Source organism: Actinomadura xylanilytica, from assembly GCF_030283145.1.
Classification (GTDB): Bacteria; Actinomycetota; Actinomycetes; order Streptosporangiales; family Streptosporangiaceae; genus Spirillospora; species Spirillospora xylanilytica.
Window position 1 is genome coordinate 1,082,757 of sequence record NZ_JASNWE010000001.1, and the last position, 14,501, is coordinate 1,097,257.

The following is a 14,501-nucleotide window of genomic DNA, read 5'->3' on the forward strand; positions in this document are numbered from 1 at the left end:
GCGATGCCGTCGATCCACGGTCTCACTCTCGGGGACGTCCTCAGCGAGCACCGGCGCGGCCGGCCGCTCGGCACCGCCGTCGTGGACGGTCCCGTCCGGCTGACCTACCCCGAGCTCGGCGACCGGGTCGACCGCCTCGCGGGCGCGCTCGCCGCCGACGGCGTCGGGACCAGCGACCGGGTGCTGTGGCTCGGCCAGAACTCGTTCCGCGTGCTGGAACTGCTGCTCGCCTGCGGACGGCTCGGCGCGGTGTTCTGCCCGGCCAACTGGCGGCAGACCGCCGACGAGCTGGCCCACATCCTGGACGATCTGACCCCTCGCGTCGTCGTCTGGGAGGCGTCGGAGGCCGTGGAGAAAGCGCGCGGCCAGGTCACCCTGGACGCCCGCTGGATCGGGTCGGGCGAGGAGTACGAGGCGTACGCCGCCGCGGGCACGCCCGCCGCCGAGACCGCGGCCGACGCGGACGCGCCCGTCCTGGCGATGTACACCGCCGCGTTCGACGGCCGTCCGAACGCGGCGCTGCTGAGCCATTCCGCCCTGGTCGCGCACAGCATGGCGCTGCTGCACGTCCGGCAGATGGAGGACGGGTTCGCGTTCCTGGCGTGCGGGCCGCTGTTCCACGTGGGCACGATGATGTTCACGCTGGCGACCTTCCAGCTCGGCGGCAAGCTGGTGTTCACCCCGGCGTACGAGCCGGGCGAGGTGTGCCGGCTGATCGACGCCGAGAAGTGCACGCAGGCGTTCCTGTTCGGCCCGATGATCGACGGCCTGGTCGAGGCCAACGCCGGCGGCGCGCACGACCTGTCCTCGCTGCGGTTCGTGTCGCACTCCCCCGCCTGGGACGCGATGATCACGGTGGACGACAGCCCGTGGTGCGCGTCCGGGATGGGCGGGTACGGGCAGACCGAGGTGGGCGGCATGCTCACCTTCCTCGGTCTCGGCATGGGCGGCGCGGGCGGCGCGGGCCGGCCGTCCCCCCTCGTGCACGTGCGGCTGCTCGGCCCGGCCGGCGAGGAGGTCCCGGCGGGCGAGGTGGGCGAGATCTGCGCGCGCGGTCTCAGCCTGTTCTCCGGCTACTGGAACCGGCCCGAGCTGAACGCGGCGAAGGCCGCCGGCGGCTGGCACCACACCGGCGACCTCGGCCGCCGCGAGCCGGACGGCACCCTCACCTTCATCGGCCCCCGGCTGCGCATGATCAAGTCGGCGAACGAGAACATCTACCCCGCCGAGGTCGAGCGCGCCCTCAGGACCCACCCGGCCGTCGCCGACGCCGCCGTCATCGGCGTCCCCGACGACCGCTTCGGCCAGTCCCCCAAGGCGGTCGTGGTCCTGAAGGACGGCGCGGCGGCCACCGCCGACGAGATCATCGAGCACGTCCGCGCCGAGATCGCCTCGTACAAGAAGCCCCGCGAGGTCGCGTTCACGGACGCGATCCCGAAGAAGGGCTACACCCCCGACTACGACGCCCTGGACGCCGCCCACGGCGGCGGCGCCTACCCCGGCACCTGACGCACGACGGGCCCGTCCGGTCGGGGGCTCGGCCATCTGGCTGGGCGGGCTTGCGCCGGTGGCGGCGTGCGGTTCGGGTCAGTGGGCCTCGCAGAGGGCGGTGGTGAGGGCGGCGTTCAGGTCGTCGTCCTGGGCTTCGGTGCCGCCGGGGTTCAGGTTCGCCATGACGGTGGCGCGGCGGCCGTCGGTGGTGGCGCCGGCAACGGTGGTGAAGCCGATCATGTCGCCGTCGTGGCCCCAGTAGTGACCGCCGCACGGCAGGGGGGTCCGCTGGAGGCCGAGGCCGTACTCGTCGCCCGAGGCGCGTCCGGTCGGGACCGTCGTCATCATCGCGCGCATCTGCGGGCGCTTCAGCAGCCTGCCGCGGACCAAGGCGGCCAGGAAGCGGTTCAGGTCGTCGGCGGTGGACACCATGTTCCCGCCCCCGGCCGCCACCGAGGGGTTGAGGCGGGTGAGGTCGAGGGGCGCGCCGGGCCCGGGGCGCACGTAACCCCGGGCGTGCGGCTCGGGCAGGTCTGGGGCGTCGCCGGGCACGGAGGTGCCGCTCAGGTTCAGCGGGCGCAGGACGCGCCGCTCGATCTCCTCGCCGTACGGGCGGCCGGTGGTCTTCTCGATGAGCATCGACGCCAGGAGGTAGTTGGTGTTGGAGTACGACCAGCCCTTCCCGGGCGGGAACAGCCTCGGGTGCGCCGTCGCGATGGCGAGCAGGTCCTCCCGCTCGTGGTGGTCGAGAGGGTGCTCGATGACCCGCTGCGGCGTCAGGTAGGCCAGGTAGTCGGGCAGGCCGCTGGTGTGCTGGAGGAGCTGCCGGACGGTGACGCCGGCGACGCCGCGGACGCCGGGCAGGTAGCGCTCGACCGGGGCGTCGAGCGCCACCGCGTCCTCGCCCGCGAGCTGGAGGACCACGGTGGCGACGAACGGCTTGGTGATGCTGCCGATCCGCCAGTGGCCGTCCGCCGGGACGGGCGTGCCCGCCCCGACGTCGCCGAGGCCGCTGGTGACGACGGTGCGGCGGCGCGCGCCCTCGGCCGCCGCCAGGGCGCCGGGCGCGCCGTCGGCGGCGGTGAGGCGGTCCACCAACTGCCGGAGGCTCGGGCGTTCGGCCGCCGCGCCGGGCGCCGCCGTCGCCATCACGGTGACACCCGCGAGGCCGGTCGCGACGATCGTTCTGCGGAACATGCGTTTCCCCTTTCCATGCCGGAGACCGTCACGGTAGAAGGGGCCGGGCCGGACGGGCGTCGGCCTCGGGTGGCGCTCTTCCCCTCCCTCCTGCGGGTTAGGGGCGGGCGGTCAGAGGACGGCGAGGGGGTTGACCGGACTGGCGGTGCCGCCTTCGATCTTGAGGGGGGCGGCGATGAACAGGAAGTCGGTGCGGCCGGTCTCGGCGAGCTCCTCCAGCCAGAGCATCTCGATCAGGTGGATCCCGTGCCGCCACAGGAAGATCATGTGCAGGTCGTCGGCGAGGTCCTCGTCGGCGAGCTGGTGCTCGTTCAGGCCGCCGATCGCGGCGTTGTCGCTGGCCACCACCGACACGTCGCGCCCGGCCAGCCAGCGGCCGGCGTCCGCGTCCAGGCCCGGCTGGCCGGCCCAGTAGGCGTCCGGGCCGTCCTGCCAGGTCAGCGGCCAGCCGGTGCGGACGATCGCGACGTCGCCGGGGCGGACGTCCAGGTCCGCCGCCTCCAGGTCGGCGACCCCGACGCGGTCGGTGGCCGACAGGTGCTCCACGCCGCGCAGGCGCGGCACGTCGAACAGCACGCCGCGGGCGACGACGGGGCCCGCCTTGTCGATGCCGCAGCGGCCCGCCCCGTAGGAGCGGACACGGGCGGCGGGATGGCCGTTGTACAGCTCGTCGCCCGACCACATGTGGCAGAGCGCGTCCATGTGGGTCGTGGTGCCGTGCGGCGTGACGATCAGGGCGTCGTCGGCCATCTTCAGGCCCGCGCCGATCGCCCGCGTCCCGGCCGCGTAGTCGCCGCCGTCCACCGACATGAAGTGCTGCGGCAGCGGCCGGCCCTTCAGGTGCGGGACGGTCGTCGGCGCGGGCGAGGAGGTGGCGCCCCGGATCGGCAGCGCCAGGCTCAGCGGCCGGCCCTCGCGGACGCAGCCCGCCGCCGCCACCACCGTCTCGGGGGTGAGCAGGTTGAGGGCGCCGCGCTCGTCGGCGGCACCCCAGCGTCCCCAGTTCCCGTTCTCATCGAGCATCATTCGGTACGTACCTCCTCTGAAAGGACCGCGCATGAGCACAGTGCAGGGCCATTGCGATCCGGCCTTCTCCGCCGTCCGGGACGTCTTCGAGCAGAACTTCGCCGACGGCCTCGAGCTGGGCGCGGCGGTGTCCGTCTACGCCGGTGACCGCAAGGTCGTCGACCTGTGGGGCGGCGTGGCCGACCGCCGGTCCGGGCGGGAGTGGCTCGCGGACACGCCGTGCTTCGGGTTCTCCTGCACCAAGGCCGTGACCGCGACCGCCGCGCTGCTGCTCGCCGAACGCGGCGCCTTCGAGGTGGACGGGCCGGTGACCGCCTGGTGGCCGGAGTACGGCGTCGAGGGCAAGGACGGCACGACCGCCGCGCACCTGCTGTCGCACCAGGCCGGGCTGCCCGCGTTCGCCCGGCCGGTGCCCGCCCAGGACGCGGCCGACGCCCCGGCGCGGGCGGCGGAACTGGCCGCGCAGGCACCCGAGTGGACGCCCGGCGAGGCGCACGGCTACCACGCGCTCACCTTCGGGTGGCTGGCCGGCGAGATCGTCCGGCGGCACGCGGGCCGGACGGTCGGCGCGTTCGTCCGCGAGGAGTTCGCGAAGGGCCTGGACCTGTGGGTCGGTGCCCCGGACGACGTCATCGACCGGGCCGCGAAGCTCTCGGCGGGCCGCCGCGTCCCGTCCGGCGGCGCCGACTCTCCCAAGGCCGTGCCGGACGACAACGTCCTGGAACGGCTCGCAGGCGCCTATGTCGACCGGGACAGCCCGTTCAACCGGTCGATCAACAACCCGCACCCGGGCAAGGGCGGCTACAACAACCCGGTGGTGCTGCGCGCCGGATGGCCCGCGGCGGGGATGCTCGCGACGGCGGCGTCCTTCGGCGCGTTCTACCGGGACCTGGTCGCGGGACGGATCCTGCGGCCGGACACGCTGCGCGGCGCGATCGAGCCGCGGGTCGCGGGGCCCGACCGGACGATGCTGGTCGACAGCTCGTTCGGGCTCGGCTACATGCGCCCCTCGACGACGTTCTTCACGCCCCCGGCGGGCCGCGGCACCGCGTTCGGGCACACCGGCGCGGGCGGCTCGATCGGCCTCGGCGACACCGAGGCCGGGGTGGCGCTGGCCTACCTGCCCAACATGATGGGCGACCAGCTCTCCGGCGACCTGCGCGCCTACCGCCTCACCGAGGCCGTCTACGCCTCCCTCGGCTGAGCCGCCGCCGTCCCGGGGGCCCGCCCCCGGGACCTCGCGCCGGGCCGTCACTGCATCGTGATCCCACCGCTGACCGAGACCGTCTGGCCGGTGACGTAGCCGGCCCGGTCGGTGCAGAGGAAGGCCACGAGGCCGGCGATGTCGTCGGGGCGGCCGATGCGGCGCAGCGGGATCTGCTTGGCGAGCTTGTCGAGCAGCCCGGGGTGCGCGTCCGCGACCGTCCGCACCATGGGGGTGTCGGTCGGCCCGGGGCAGACGACGTTGCTGGTGACGCCGCCCCGCGCGGCCTCCCGGGCGAGGGTCTTGGCCAGCCCGAACAGGCCGGACTTGGTGGCGGCGTAGGCGCCCTCGCCGCCGGAGCCCGCGCGGGCCCCGTCGGACGAGACGAAGACCAGCCGGCCCCAGCCGCGCCCGGTCATGCCGGGCAGCAGCGCCCGGGTGAGCTGCATCGGGGCGCGCAGGTTGACCTGCCACATCAGGTCCCAGTTCGCCGGGTCGCTCTCGGTGAACGGCTCGACGATGCTGATCCCGGCGTTGTGCACGAGCACGTCCACCGGGCCGACCGCGGCGCAGAACCGGTCGATGTCGGCGTGGTCGGCGAGGTCCACGCGGCGCGCGGTGCCGCCGGTCTCCTTCGCCGCGTCCCGCGCGGCGGGCAGGTCGCGGTCGGCGATCACCACGCGGGCGCCGAGCCCGGCGAGGTCGGCGCAGATCGCCCGGCCGATGCCGCCGGCGCCTCCGGTGACCACCGCGGTGCGGCCCGAGAGGTCCATTCCGTCCATGCGTGACGCCCCTTCCTCAGCTTTCCCCGCCGCGCCAGGCGGTGGCCAGCTTCCCGCTGGTGGTGCGCGCGGCGAGCAGGCTGATGGTGTTGGCCATGACGGCGTCACCGTACTCGGCGGGCGTCCCGGCGACGGCGTCGGTCAGGACGACGGCGCGGTAGCCGAGGTTGACGGCCTCCAGGCACAGCCCGGGGATGCCGAGGTTGAGGGACAGGCCGGCGGCGACGACGGTCCGTACGCCGAGCGACCGCAGGGTCTGGTCCAGGGACGTCCCGGTGAACGGGGAGAACCCGTGGTAGCGGCGGGACTCCAGGTCGCCGGGGCCGCGCAGCTCGGGCAGCACCTCGACGGCGCCGGTGCCCTCCAGCATGTGCCCGGGGTCCTTGAGCAGCCCCTTGATGAACGGGCAGTTGCCGGTATGGCTGCCCGCGCGGTCGGCGCGGAACGCGGCGGTGCACTGCACCACCGGCACCCCCGCGGCTCGGGCGGCGGCCAGGGCGCGGGCGGTGTTGGCCACCACGCCGCGGTCGTCGCAGGTCTGCACCAGCTCGGGGAACTTGGCCAGGTCGCCGGCCACGCCGCGCTGCATCTCCATCACCAGCAGCGCGGTGTGCCCGGGGGCGGCCAGTTCGGCAAGATCGATCGCCACGGGAATCAATCTAGCACTTGCTTGGGAAGGTTCGCCGGGCCGTACCGGGGGCGATACCGTGGCCGGTCAGGAGGTGGGCCCATGGAGGTGGCGGACCTGCATCCGTGGCCGGCGACGCCGGCCGAGGCGGAGGCGATCCAGGACCGGCTGCGGCCGATGCTCGATCTGCGCGGCCCCGGGCCGCGGGCGCCGGGCACGATCGCCGGGCTGGACGTCTCGTACGCGGGCGACGGCGGCGGCACCGGCGTCCGGCTCGCGGCGGCCGTGGTCGTCCTCGACGCCGGGTCGCTGGAGGTGCTGGAGGAGTCGGTCGTCCCGGGCACCGCCGCGTTCCCGTACGTGCCGGGGCTGTTCGCGTTCCGCGAGCTGCCCGCGCTGGTCGAGGCGCTGCGGCGGCTGACCATCACGCCCGACCTGCTGGTCTGCGACGGCTACGGCCTCGCGCACCCGCGCCGGTTCGGGCTGGCGTGCCATCTCGGCGTGCTCACCGGGCTGCCGACGATCGGGGTGGCCAAGACCGGCTTCATCGGCTCCTACGACCCACCGGGCCGGCGCCGCGGCGACGCGAGCCCGCTGCACGAGGGCGGCGAGGTCGTCGGGCGGGTGCTGTGCACCCGCACCGGGGTCAAGCCGGTGTTCGTGTCCGTCGGGCACCGCGTCGACCTCGACACCGCCTGCGCCCACGCGCTCACGCTCACCCCCCGGTACCGGCTCCCCGAGACGACCCGCCAGGCCGACCGCCTGTCCCGAGCCGCCCTGGCCCGCTGACGCCGGGCGGCCCGGCGGTGGTCACGCGAACAGGACGAGGGAGCGGGCAGCGGCGCCCGCGCGGACCCGTCCGACCGCGTCGTCGAGGCCGTCGAGCGTCACCCGCTCCCCCGCCATGCGCTCCAGGTCGAGCCGGCCCGCCCGGTACAGGTCGACCAGGCGGGGCAGGTCGCGGTCGGGCATGGCGTCGCCGCCCTGGGTGCCCATCAGACGGCGGTGCCCCGACAGCAGGTCCGGCGGGATGCCGATCATCCGGTCCAGCGGCGGGATGCCGACCATGACGGCGGTGCCGCCGGGGCAGGTCGCGGCGAGCGCCCGGGCCGGCACGGCGGTGCTGCCGGTGGCGTCGAAGGCGTAGTCGACGCCACCGGGGACCAGGTCGGCCACCCGCCGCGTCAGATCGTCCGCCACGATGGTGTGGGTGGCGCCCAGCTCCTTGGCCAGGGTCAGCTTGGCCTCCAGCAGGTCGGCGGCGATGATCTCGGTGGCGCCGGCCACGGCCGCGCCCTGGATCACGCTGAGCCCGACTCCGCCGCAGCCGACGACCAGCACGCTGGAGCCGGGCTCGACGCGGGCGGTGTTGAACACCGCGCCGACGCCGGTCACCACCCCGCACGCGGTGAGGGCGAGCAGGTCGAGCGGCAGGTCGCGGGCGACCGGGACGCACATCCGCTCGCGCACGACCGCGTACTCGGCGAACGCGCCGATGCCGATGTAGGGCCGCACCTCCGCGCCGCCGCCGGGGCCCGGACCGCCGGCGCCGTCCGCGAGGCGCAGGCGGGTGCCGCCGTCCGCGGTCAGCCCGTCGATCGCGGCCAGCCTGGACGGGTCGGTGCAGAGCTGGGGCCGTCCCCTGCCGCAGTTGCGGCAGAGGCCGCACGGGCCGTTCATCGCGATGATCACATGGTCGCCGGGCGCGACCGCGGTGACGCCGGGCCCGACCGCGTCGACCACGCCCGCCGCCTCGTGCCCGAGGATGCACGGCAGGCTCCGGACGGTGGCGCTGCCGCCCGCCATCGCCCGCACGTCGGAGCCGCAGATGCCGGACGCGGCCACCCGCACCCGCACCTCGGCGTACGCGGGCTCGGCGACGTGGACGTTGGTGACCTCCAGTGGGGCTCCGTACTCGCGCAGCACCGCCGCTCTCATCCGCATGGGATCGGTCCTCCGTTCCCGGCCGTCACGGCCGTCACCATTCGACGTGCAGGCTCTGCAAGGCCCGGACGAGCAGGCTCTTGCCGTAGGAGAACTCCTGCCCGGCGGCCAGGCGCAGATCGGGGAGCCGGACGGTGAGCCGTTCCAGCGCGATCCCGAGTTGCAGGCGGCCGAGCGCGGCGCCCACGCAGTGGTGGATGCCGTGCCCGAAGGCCATGTGGTCGCGCGCGTTGGGCCGCCTGACGTCGAACCGCTCGGGGTCCTCGAACACCGCAGGGTCGTGCGCGGCCGACGCGGCGTGCAGCAGGACGTGGGCTCCCGCCGGGAGGGTGACGCCGTGCAGCTCGACGTCGCGGGCCATGGTCCGGAAGGACCCCTGCCCGGCGCCGTCGATGCGCAGCGACTCCTCCACCGCGTTCGGGATCAGGCCGGGATCGGCGCGGACGTCCTCCCAGCGGTCCCGCTCCCGCAGCAGCCGGTACACGACCGCGGTGATCCCGTTCGGGACGGTGTCGTTGCCGCCGAGCAGCAGCGCGCTGATCGTCTCGACCACCTCGCGGTGCGACAGGCCCTCGGGTCCGGCGTCGATCAGCCCCGCCATCAGGCTGGCGAAGTCGTCGCGGGGCCGCCGCCTGCGGTCGCTGACCAGCGCGTCGACGTAGCCGAGGTACTCCAGGAACCGTCCGGCGAGCACGCGCTGGCGCTCGACCGGCTGCGGGGACAGGAAGAGCTGGAACCAGGTGTGCACCCCGGCGCGCACCTCCTCCTCGTCCTGGCGGGGGACCCCGATGAAGTGCGCCATCAGCCGCGCGGACGGGCGGTGCGCGATCGTGTCGGTCAGGTCGGCCCGGCCCCGCGGCGCCGCCTCGTCCAGCACCGCGTCCATCTCGGCGGCGAAGGTCTCGCCCAGGCGGGCGACGGCGCGGGGGGTGAACGCCCTGGAGATCGCCTGCCGCATCCGGGTGTGCTTGGGCGGGTCGACGTTGGCCGAGAAGTTGTCCAGGAACGACTCGTGCTCACCGAGCGTCTCGCGGACCTCGGGGGCGAGCATCCGGTTCATCGTGAGCGCGCCGACGCTGGAGAACGACCGGGGATCGCGGTAGGCGTCCCGCACGTCCTCGTACCGCGTGATCACCCAGGCCCGCAGGTGCGGGCTCCAGAAGACCGGCTGCTCCTCGCGCAGCCGGCGCAGGAACGGGTACGGGTCGGTGATGTACCAGTCGGCGGTGATGTCGAAGTCCATGATGGAACCGGAGACGGTCACGGGTGTCCCTTCGGCTGGGATGCGGCTGCCGGCCGCGGGCGAGGCGGGAGCGGCCCCGCCGTCGGTCTAGAGCTTGCGGAAGCGGGCCGCGGGGTGCCGTTCGGGCAGCCGGGCGCCCGCGCCGGACAGCTTCTCGCGCAGCGTCCCCGGCGCGTACCGGTCGCGCATGAGGCCGCGCGCCCGCAGCACCGGGGTCAGGTGCTCGGCGAAGTCCTCGAAGGTGCCCGGGGTGATCACCACGGTGACGTTGAAGCCGCCGACGCCGGCCGCCGCCCACCGCTCCAGTTGGTCGGCGATCTGGTCCGGGGTGCCGACCACCCGGGTGCTGACCAGCAGCTTGGCCATGTCGCCCCAGGTGCGGGCGCCGGGCGGGGCGCCCTCGATCATGGCGCGGAAGACGCCCTCCATGTTGACGTCGTTCTTGATCACCTCGGTGAGCGGGGTGGCCGGGTCGATGACGCTGAAGTCCTTGCCGACGTTGCCGCTGACGTGCGCGAGGAACGCGTCGTCGCTCAGGTACTCCTCGAACTCGGCGTTGAGCCGGTGCGCCTCCTCCTCGGTGCTCCCGACGACCAGCGACAGCCCCTGGACGAACGTGACGTCGCCCGCCGCGCGGCCCGCGGCGACGGCGCGCTCGCGCACCTTCGACACCGCGACCTCGGCCGAGCTCGGGTCGGGGACGATGATGAAGGTGCCCTCGGCGTGCCGTCCGGCGAAGGTCCGCCCGGCCTCCGACGAGCCGGCCTGGAACAGCACCGGGGTGCGCTGCGGGGAGGGCTCGGCGAGGTGCGGCCCGGCGACCTTGTAGCGCTCGCCGCGGTGGTCGATGGAGTGCACCCGGGCCGGATCGGTGTAGATGCCGCGCTCGGCGTCGCGCAGCACCGCGCCGTCCTCCCAGCTCCCCTCCCAGAGCTTGTAGACGACCTCCATGTACTCCTCGGCCCACGCGTAGCGGTCCTGGAGCGCGATCGCGGTGTCGCTGTTGAAGTTGCGGGCGGCGGACGGCTGGAACGAGGTCACGATGTTCCAGGCGACCCGGCCGCCGGTCAGGTGGTCCAGCGTGGACACCCGGCGGGCGAACTCGAACGGGTGGGCCTGCTGCACCGAGCTGGTGAAGGCGAACCCGAGGTCCTCGGTGGCGTGCGCCAGGGCGGGGATCAGCACCGACGGGTCGCCGTTGGGGATCTGCACCGCCTCGCGGACGGTGGTCTCCCGGCCGCCCTGGTAGCCCTCGTAGACGCCGACGGTGTCGGCGAAGAACAGGGTGTCGAAGCCGGCGCGCTCCACCAGCCTGGCGAGGTCGACCCAACCGCCGAGGTCGGTGTAGTCGACATGTCTCCCCTCGGGATGCCGCCACAGACCGTGGTTGATGAACGACACACAGTTCATGGTGAAGGCGTGGAACTGTAGTGGACGCGGCATCGCGGGCGCTCCCATCGAGTCACGGACGCTGGCGAGCACACACGCTAGGCCGCGCCGGACGACTCGATTTAAAAATGACAGGAAGCTGCAAACCGTTTCAGTATCAGGTGGCACAGAATGCCATTGAGAGAAGAATGTATCGACCTGCGGCGCACGGCTTTCACAGCGGCCCCCCCGCTGACCTCGAACACATCCGGACCCAGGGTGCATAGGTCGGGTTCGGCGAGGGTCAGGCCGGTGATGTCATCGAGGTCTGTCCTGTTCAAAGCCTGTTTCAGGGGCGCGTGAAACGACTTTTCCGGAGCCTCGAACTCGAGCGATCACCGATGGTCACAATGGAATCACGCGACGCCACCTTTCAGTGAAATGGTTAATGCGAGGTAAAATGTGCGAGCAGCGGATAACGCTGTGTAGAACTTGTTCTATTGTGTGCCTCTGATACCGCCTGTCAGGGATGTCGGGAGTTGCAGTGAAGCATGTCACGTTCGACCGCCCCTCTCCGCTGTGCCGGCCAGATCGGCAGCTGAACAGGATGGCCCTGGCGGCGGCCGGGGTCCCGGCCCCGCCCGCCGCGCCGGCCCCCGGGTCGCCGACGCGGGCCGAGCACCACCAGGGGACCGGCTGGCCTGCCGAGATCGAACGCCTCTTCGCTCAGGTCCAGTCCAAGGCCTTCTTCATGGCGGCCGGTACGCCAGTCTCCGACGAGCACCGGCGGCGCGGGACCGCTCTGCTCCGGCGGCTGGCCGGGCAGGGCCGCCGCGTGCGCGTCCTCTACAGCACCGAGGCCGTGGAGGACCGCGCTCCAAGCGTCCTCGGCGAGGCGGTCGCGGCCGGCGCGGAGATCCGCGTCTCCGACGCCAAACTGTGCAACGTGCTGCTCCTGGACGGGACGATCGCCGTGCTGTGGAGCGCCGACGTGCACGGCCGCTACTCCGCGCTGGTCGTCCGGGATCCGGTGCAGATCTCCATGCTGTGCCGGCTGTGCACCGCCGCGTGGGAGGGCGCGCGCGACCTGGCCCTGCACACCTGCTTCCACGACGGCCGGATGGGCGAGGTCGCGCAGGCCGTGCTGGTGAAGCTGAGCGCCGGGATGACCGACGAGATCGCGGCCCGCCAGCTCGAGGTGTCGGTGCGCACCTACCGGCGGTACGTGGCCGAGATCATGCAGCGGCTCGGCGCCGAGTCGCGCTTCCAGGCGGGCGTCCGGGCCGCCTCCCTGGGCCTCGTGCCCGCCGGCTGACCGCCCGGCCGAGCGGGCCGGGAGGGCGCGCGGGCCGACGGGACCGTGCGGCGGCGGCGGGGACGCAGGCGGCATCGGGTCACTCGCCGACCCGGCGCGTCCCGCGGATTCCGGCGACCACCGCCACCGCGCCGAGCAGCGCGAGCAGCGTGGCCACCAGGAACGCCGACCGCACGCCGTGGGTGAACACCGCGTCGGGGCCGCCGTGCTCGCCCCGTCCGGCCAGGCCGAACGCGGTGACCAGGACGGACATCCCGATCGCGCCGCCGAGCTGCTGCGTCACCGTCACCAGCCCGGACGCGGCGCCGGTGTCGGCCGGGGCCACGCCCTCCAGCGCGAGCATCGTCAGCACCACGAAGGCGATGCCCATCCCGAGCCCGCCCAGCACCAGCGGGGCGACGATGCCGGTGAGGTAGCCGGTCTCCGAGGAGACCCTCGACAGCCACAGCATCCCGGCCGCGAGGGCCAGCGCGGCGCCGACCGTGGGCCACCGGCGGCCGAACCGCTCGACCAGCTTGGGCGCGACCCGGGTGGCGACCAGCATCGCGACGGCGATCGGGACGAACGCCAGCCCGGCGCGCAGCGCGCTGTAGCCGAGGATCTTCTGGAGGAACTGGGTGAGGAAGAAGAACATCCCCATCATGCTCCCGTTGATGCACATCCGGGCCAGGTAGGCGGTGGAGCGGCCCCGGTCGGCGAACAGCCGCAGCGGCGTGATCGGCTGCGCGGCCCGGGCCTCCGTCAGCGCGAACGCGGCGAGCAGCAGCACGGCGGCGGCGAGCGCGACCATGCCGCGGGGGTCGCTCCACCCGTCGGCGGCCACCTGGATCAGCGCGTACGCCAGGGCGGCGATGCCGAGGGTGGAGGTCAGCGCGCCGGCGCCGTCGAAGCGCCCGGTGTGGCGCGCGGTCTCCTTGATGTAGCGGGGCGCGGCCAGCAGGACGGCGATGCCGAGCGGGATGTTGATGAAGAAGACCCAGCGCCACGACAGCCACGAGGTGAACAGCCCGCCGACGATCATCCCGACCGCCCAGCCGATGCTGGAGACGGCGGCGTAGACGGCCAGCGCGCGGGTCCGCCGCTCCCCCTCGAACGTCCCGGCGACCAGGGCGAGCGCGGCCGGCGAGGCGAACGCGGCGGCGACGCCCTGCACCGTCCGCGCCACCAGCAGCAGCCACGGTTCGCCGGCGATCCCGCAGACCAGCGAGGCCACGGTGAAGACCGCGACGCCGCCGAGGAACACGGTGCGGCGGCCGAGGATGTCGCCGGCCCGGCCGCCGAGCAGCATCAGCCCGCCGAAGGCCAGCACGTAGGTGTTCATCACCCACGACAGCGAGGTGGCGCTGAAGTGCAGGCCGCTCTGGATCTGCGGCAGCGCGATGGTGACGACGGTGTTGTCGAGCACCATCATCAGCTGGCACGCCACGATCACGGTGAGCGTCACGCCCGAGTCGTACCGGCGGGGGGACGCGACCGTCCTCGGCTCCGCGGAGATGGAGTCTGTCATGATGGATTTCTCCCGGTCGGAACGGAGAGAGCGGGTGCGGCGAAGCTAAACGGGGACGGTCCCCGGTTAGCCGCCACGATACGGGGACGGTCCCCGGTTATGCAACGGCAGTGGAGGGCGAGGCCATGACCCGGCCGATGCGGGCGGACGCGCGGCGCAACTACGAGCGCCTCATCTCCACCGCGCGGGCCGCGTTCCTGGAGCACGGCACCGACGCCTCGCTCGACGACATCGCCAAGCGCGCGGGCGTCGGCTCGGGCACGCTCTACCGCCACTTCCCGACCCGCGACGACCTGCTGCACGCCGTGCTGGAGGACTGGATCGAGGGACTGCTCGGCCAGGCCCGCGACCTCGTCGAGAGCGACTCCCCCGCCGACGCGCTGGCCACCTGGCTGCGCACCTACCTGGCCGGGGTCTCCACCCAGAAGGGCACCTCGACCGTGCTCATCGGCGTCATGTCCTCACCGTGGGGCGCCACCAGCCTCGGCGGCTCCTCGGCGGCGATCTGCGAGGCCACCGAGCGGCTGCTCACCCGGGCCCAGGCCACCGGCCGCGTCCGCCCCGACGTCGACGCGCGCGACGTGGTCCGGATCGCCAACGCGGTCGGGATCGCCGCCGAGCGCACGGCCGCGCCCGCCGAGAACGCCTCCCGGATGCTGTCGGTCTTCCTCGACGGCCTGCGCCACGCCCCCGGCCCGGACGACCCCCCGCTCTGACCCGCCCCCGGGATCGGTGCTGTCAGCTTCCTGTCACGTCGGCGCCGGAGCCGCGACGCGTGCTTAACGTGATCGTCGGC

13 protein-coding genes are annotated in these 14,501 nt (G+C 73.8%); 5 read left to right on the forward strand and 8 right to left on the reverse strand.

The features are described from left to right. Positions 1 to 3 precede the first annotated feature (3 nt). Positions 4 to 1,509, forward strand: coding sequence for an AMP-binding protein (locus QP090_RS05065; protein ID WP_285937279.1), 1,506 nt, complete (start codon positions 4 to 6; stop codon positions 1,507 to 1,509). 78 nt (positions 1,510 to 1,587) lie between these two features. On the opposite strand, the gene QP090_RS05070 is transcribed toward QP090_RS05065, so the two are convergent. Together QP090_RS05070 and QP090_RS05075 are read right to left on the reverse strand one after the other, a co-directional pair. Beyond that, positions 1,588 to 2,688 (reverse strand): serine hydrolase domain-containing protein, encoded by a 1,101-nt coding sequence (locus tag QP090_RS05070; protein WP_285937280.1) that lies wholly within the window; start codon positions 2,686 to 2,688, stop codon positions 1,588 to 1,590. A 111-nt stretch (positions 2,689 to 2,799) separates the two neighbouring features. Further along, positions 2,800 to 3,711: a cyclase family protein gene (locus QP090_RS05075; RefSeq protein ID WP_285938583.1), complete on the reverse strand. Its 912-nt coding sequence runs from the start codon at positions 3,709 to 3,711 to the stop codon at positions 2,800 to 2,802. Positions 3,712 to 3,745: 34 nt separating this feature from the next. Between QP090_RS05075 and QP090_RS05080 the strand changes: the two genes are divergently transcribed. Continuing rightward, positions 3,746 to 4,918, forward strand: a complete 1,173-nt coding sequence (locus QP090_RS05080; protein ID WP_285937281.1) for a serine hydrolase domain-containing protein — start codon at positions 3,746 to 3,748, stop codon at positions 4,916 to 4,918. 47 nt (positions 4,919 to 4,965) lie between these two features. Here QP090_RS05080 and QP090_RS05085 read toward each other — a convergent pair whose 3' ends face one another. Both QP090_RS05085 and QP090_RS05090 read right to left on the reverse strand, forming a co-directional pair. Continuing rightward, entirely contained in the window at positions 4,966 to 5,700 is a 735-nt protein-coding gene (locus tag QP090_RS05085; protein WP_285937283.1) for an SDR family NAD(P)-dependent oxidoreductase, read from the reverse strand. Positions 5,701 to 5,716: 16 nt separating this feature from the next. Then, the gene (locus tag QP090_RS05090) at positions 5,717 to 6,349 is read right to left on the reverse strand and encodes an isochorismatase family protein (protein ID WP_285937284.1); all 633 of its coding nucleotides are present in this window, start codon (positions 6,347 to 6,349) and stop codon (positions 5,717 to 5,719) included. Positions 6,350 to 6,430: 81 nt separating this feature from the next. Between QP090_RS05090 and QP090_RS05095 the strand changes: the two genes are divergently transcribed. Further along, positions 6,431 to 7,117: an endonuclease V gene (locus QP090_RS05095; RefSeq protein ID WP_285937285.1), complete on the forward strand. Its 687-nt coding sequence runs from the start codon at positions 6,431 to 6,433 to the stop codon at positions 7,115 to 7,117. Positions 7,118 to 7,138: 21 nt separating this feature from the next. Here QP090_RS05095 and QP090_RS05100 read toward each other — a convergent pair whose 3' ends face one another. The 3 genes from QP090_RS05100 to QP090_RS05110 all read right to left on the reverse strand — a co-directional run bounded on the left by QP090_RS05100 (position 7,139) and on the right by QP090_RS05110 (position 11,168). Continuing rightward, positions 7,139 to 8,272, reverse strand: a complete 1,134-nt coding sequence (locus tag QP090_RS05100) for an alcohol dehydrogenase catalytic domain-containing protein (RefSeq protein ID WP_285937286.1) — start codon at positions 8,270 to 8,272, stop codon at positions 7,139 to 7,141. Positions 8,273 to 8,306: 34 nt separating this feature from the next. Continuing rightward, positions 8,307 to 9,536, reverse strand: coding sequence for a cytochrome P450 (locus QP090_RS05105; RefSeq protein WP_285937287.1), 1,230 nt, complete (start codon positions 9,534 to 9,536; stop codon positions 8,307 to 8,309). Positions 9,537 to 9,602: 66 nt separating this feature from the next. Further along, positions 9,603 to 11,168, reverse strand: a complete 1,566-nt coding sequence (locus QP090_RS05110; RefSeq protein WP_349666474.1) for an NtaA/DmoA family FMN-dependent monooxygenase — start codon at positions 11,166 to 11,168, stop codon at positions 9,603 to 9,605. 259 nt (positions 11,169 to 11,427) lie between these two features. On the opposite strand from QP090_RS05110, the gene QP090_RS05115 reads away from it, so the two are divergent. Beyond that, positions 11,428 to 12,198 carry a helix-turn-helix transcriptional regulator gene (locus tag QP090_RS05115; RefSeq protein ID WP_285937288.1) on the forward strand — a complete coding sequence of 257 codons (771 nt, stop codon included), beginning with the start codon at positions 11,428 to 11,430 and terminating at the stop codon, positions 12,196 to 12,198. 79 nt (positions 12,199 to 12,277) lie between these two features. Here QP090_RS05115 and QP090_RS05120 read toward each other — a convergent pair whose 3' ends face one another. Then, complete coding sequence (locus QP090_RS05120; RefSeq protein ID WP_285937289.1) at positions 12,278 to 13,705, reverse strand: MFS transporter; 1,428 nt, start codon at positions 13,703 to 13,705, stop codon at positions 12,278 to 12,280. Positions 13,706 to 13,830: 125 nt separating this feature from the next. Between QP090_RS05120 and QP090_RS05125 the strand changes: the two genes are divergently transcribed. Continuing rightward, positions 13,831 to 14,421: a TetR/AcrR family transcriptional regulator gene (locus tag QP090_RS05125; protein ID WP_285937290.1), complete on the forward strand. Its 591-nt coding sequence runs from the start codon at positions 13,831 to 13,833 to the stop codon at positions 14,419 to 14,421. Positions 14,422 to 14,501: the final 80 nt, after the last annotated feature.

What these genes read in the sequence shown, in the direction of transcription:
- QP090_RS05065 (WP_285937279.1), top strand. Translation starts at nt 4, where the DNA reads ATGCCGTCGATCCACGGTCTCACTCTCGGGGACGTCCTCAGCGAGCAC.
- QP090_RS05070 (WP_285937280.1), bottom strand. Translation starts at nt 2,688, where the DNA reads ATGTTCCGCAGAACGATCGTCGCGACCGGCCTCGCGGGTGTCACCGTG.
- QP090_RS05075 (WP_285938583.1), bottom strand. Translation starts at nt 3,711, where the DNA reads ATGCTCGATGAGAACGGGAACTGGGGACGCTGGGGTGCCGCCGACGAG.
- QP090_RS05080 (WP_285937281.1), top strand. Translation starts at nt 3,746, where the DNA reads ATGAGCACAGTGCAGGGCCATTGCGATCCGGCCTTCTCCGCCGTCCGG.
- QP090_RS05085 (WP_285937283.1), bottom strand. Translation starts at nt 5,700, where the DNA reads ATGGACGGAATGGACCTCTCGGGCCGCACCGCGGTGGTCACCGGAGGC.
- QP090_RS05095 (WP_285937285.1), top strand. Translation starts at nt 6,431, where the DNA reads ATGGAGGTGGCGGACCTGCATCCGTGGCCGGCGACGCCGGCCGAGGCG.
- QP090_RS05100 (WP_285937286.1), bottom strand. Translation starts at nt 8,272, where the DNA reads ATGCGGATGAGAGCGGCGGTGCTGCGCGAGTACGGAGCCCCACTGGAG.
- QP090_RS05110 (WP_349666474.1), bottom strand. Translation starts at nt 11,168, where the DNA reads ATGCACCCTGGGTCCGGATGTGTTCGAGGTCAGCGGGGGGGCCGCTGT.
- QP090_RS05120 (WP_285937289.1), bottom strand. Translation starts at nt 13,705, where the DNA reads ATGACAGACTCCATCTCCGCGGAGCCGAGGACGGTCGCGTCCCCCCGC.
- QP090_RS05125 (WP_285937290.1), top strand. Translation starts at nt 13,831, where the DNA reads ATGACCCGGCCGATGCGGGCGGACGCGCGGCGCAACTACGAGCGCCTC.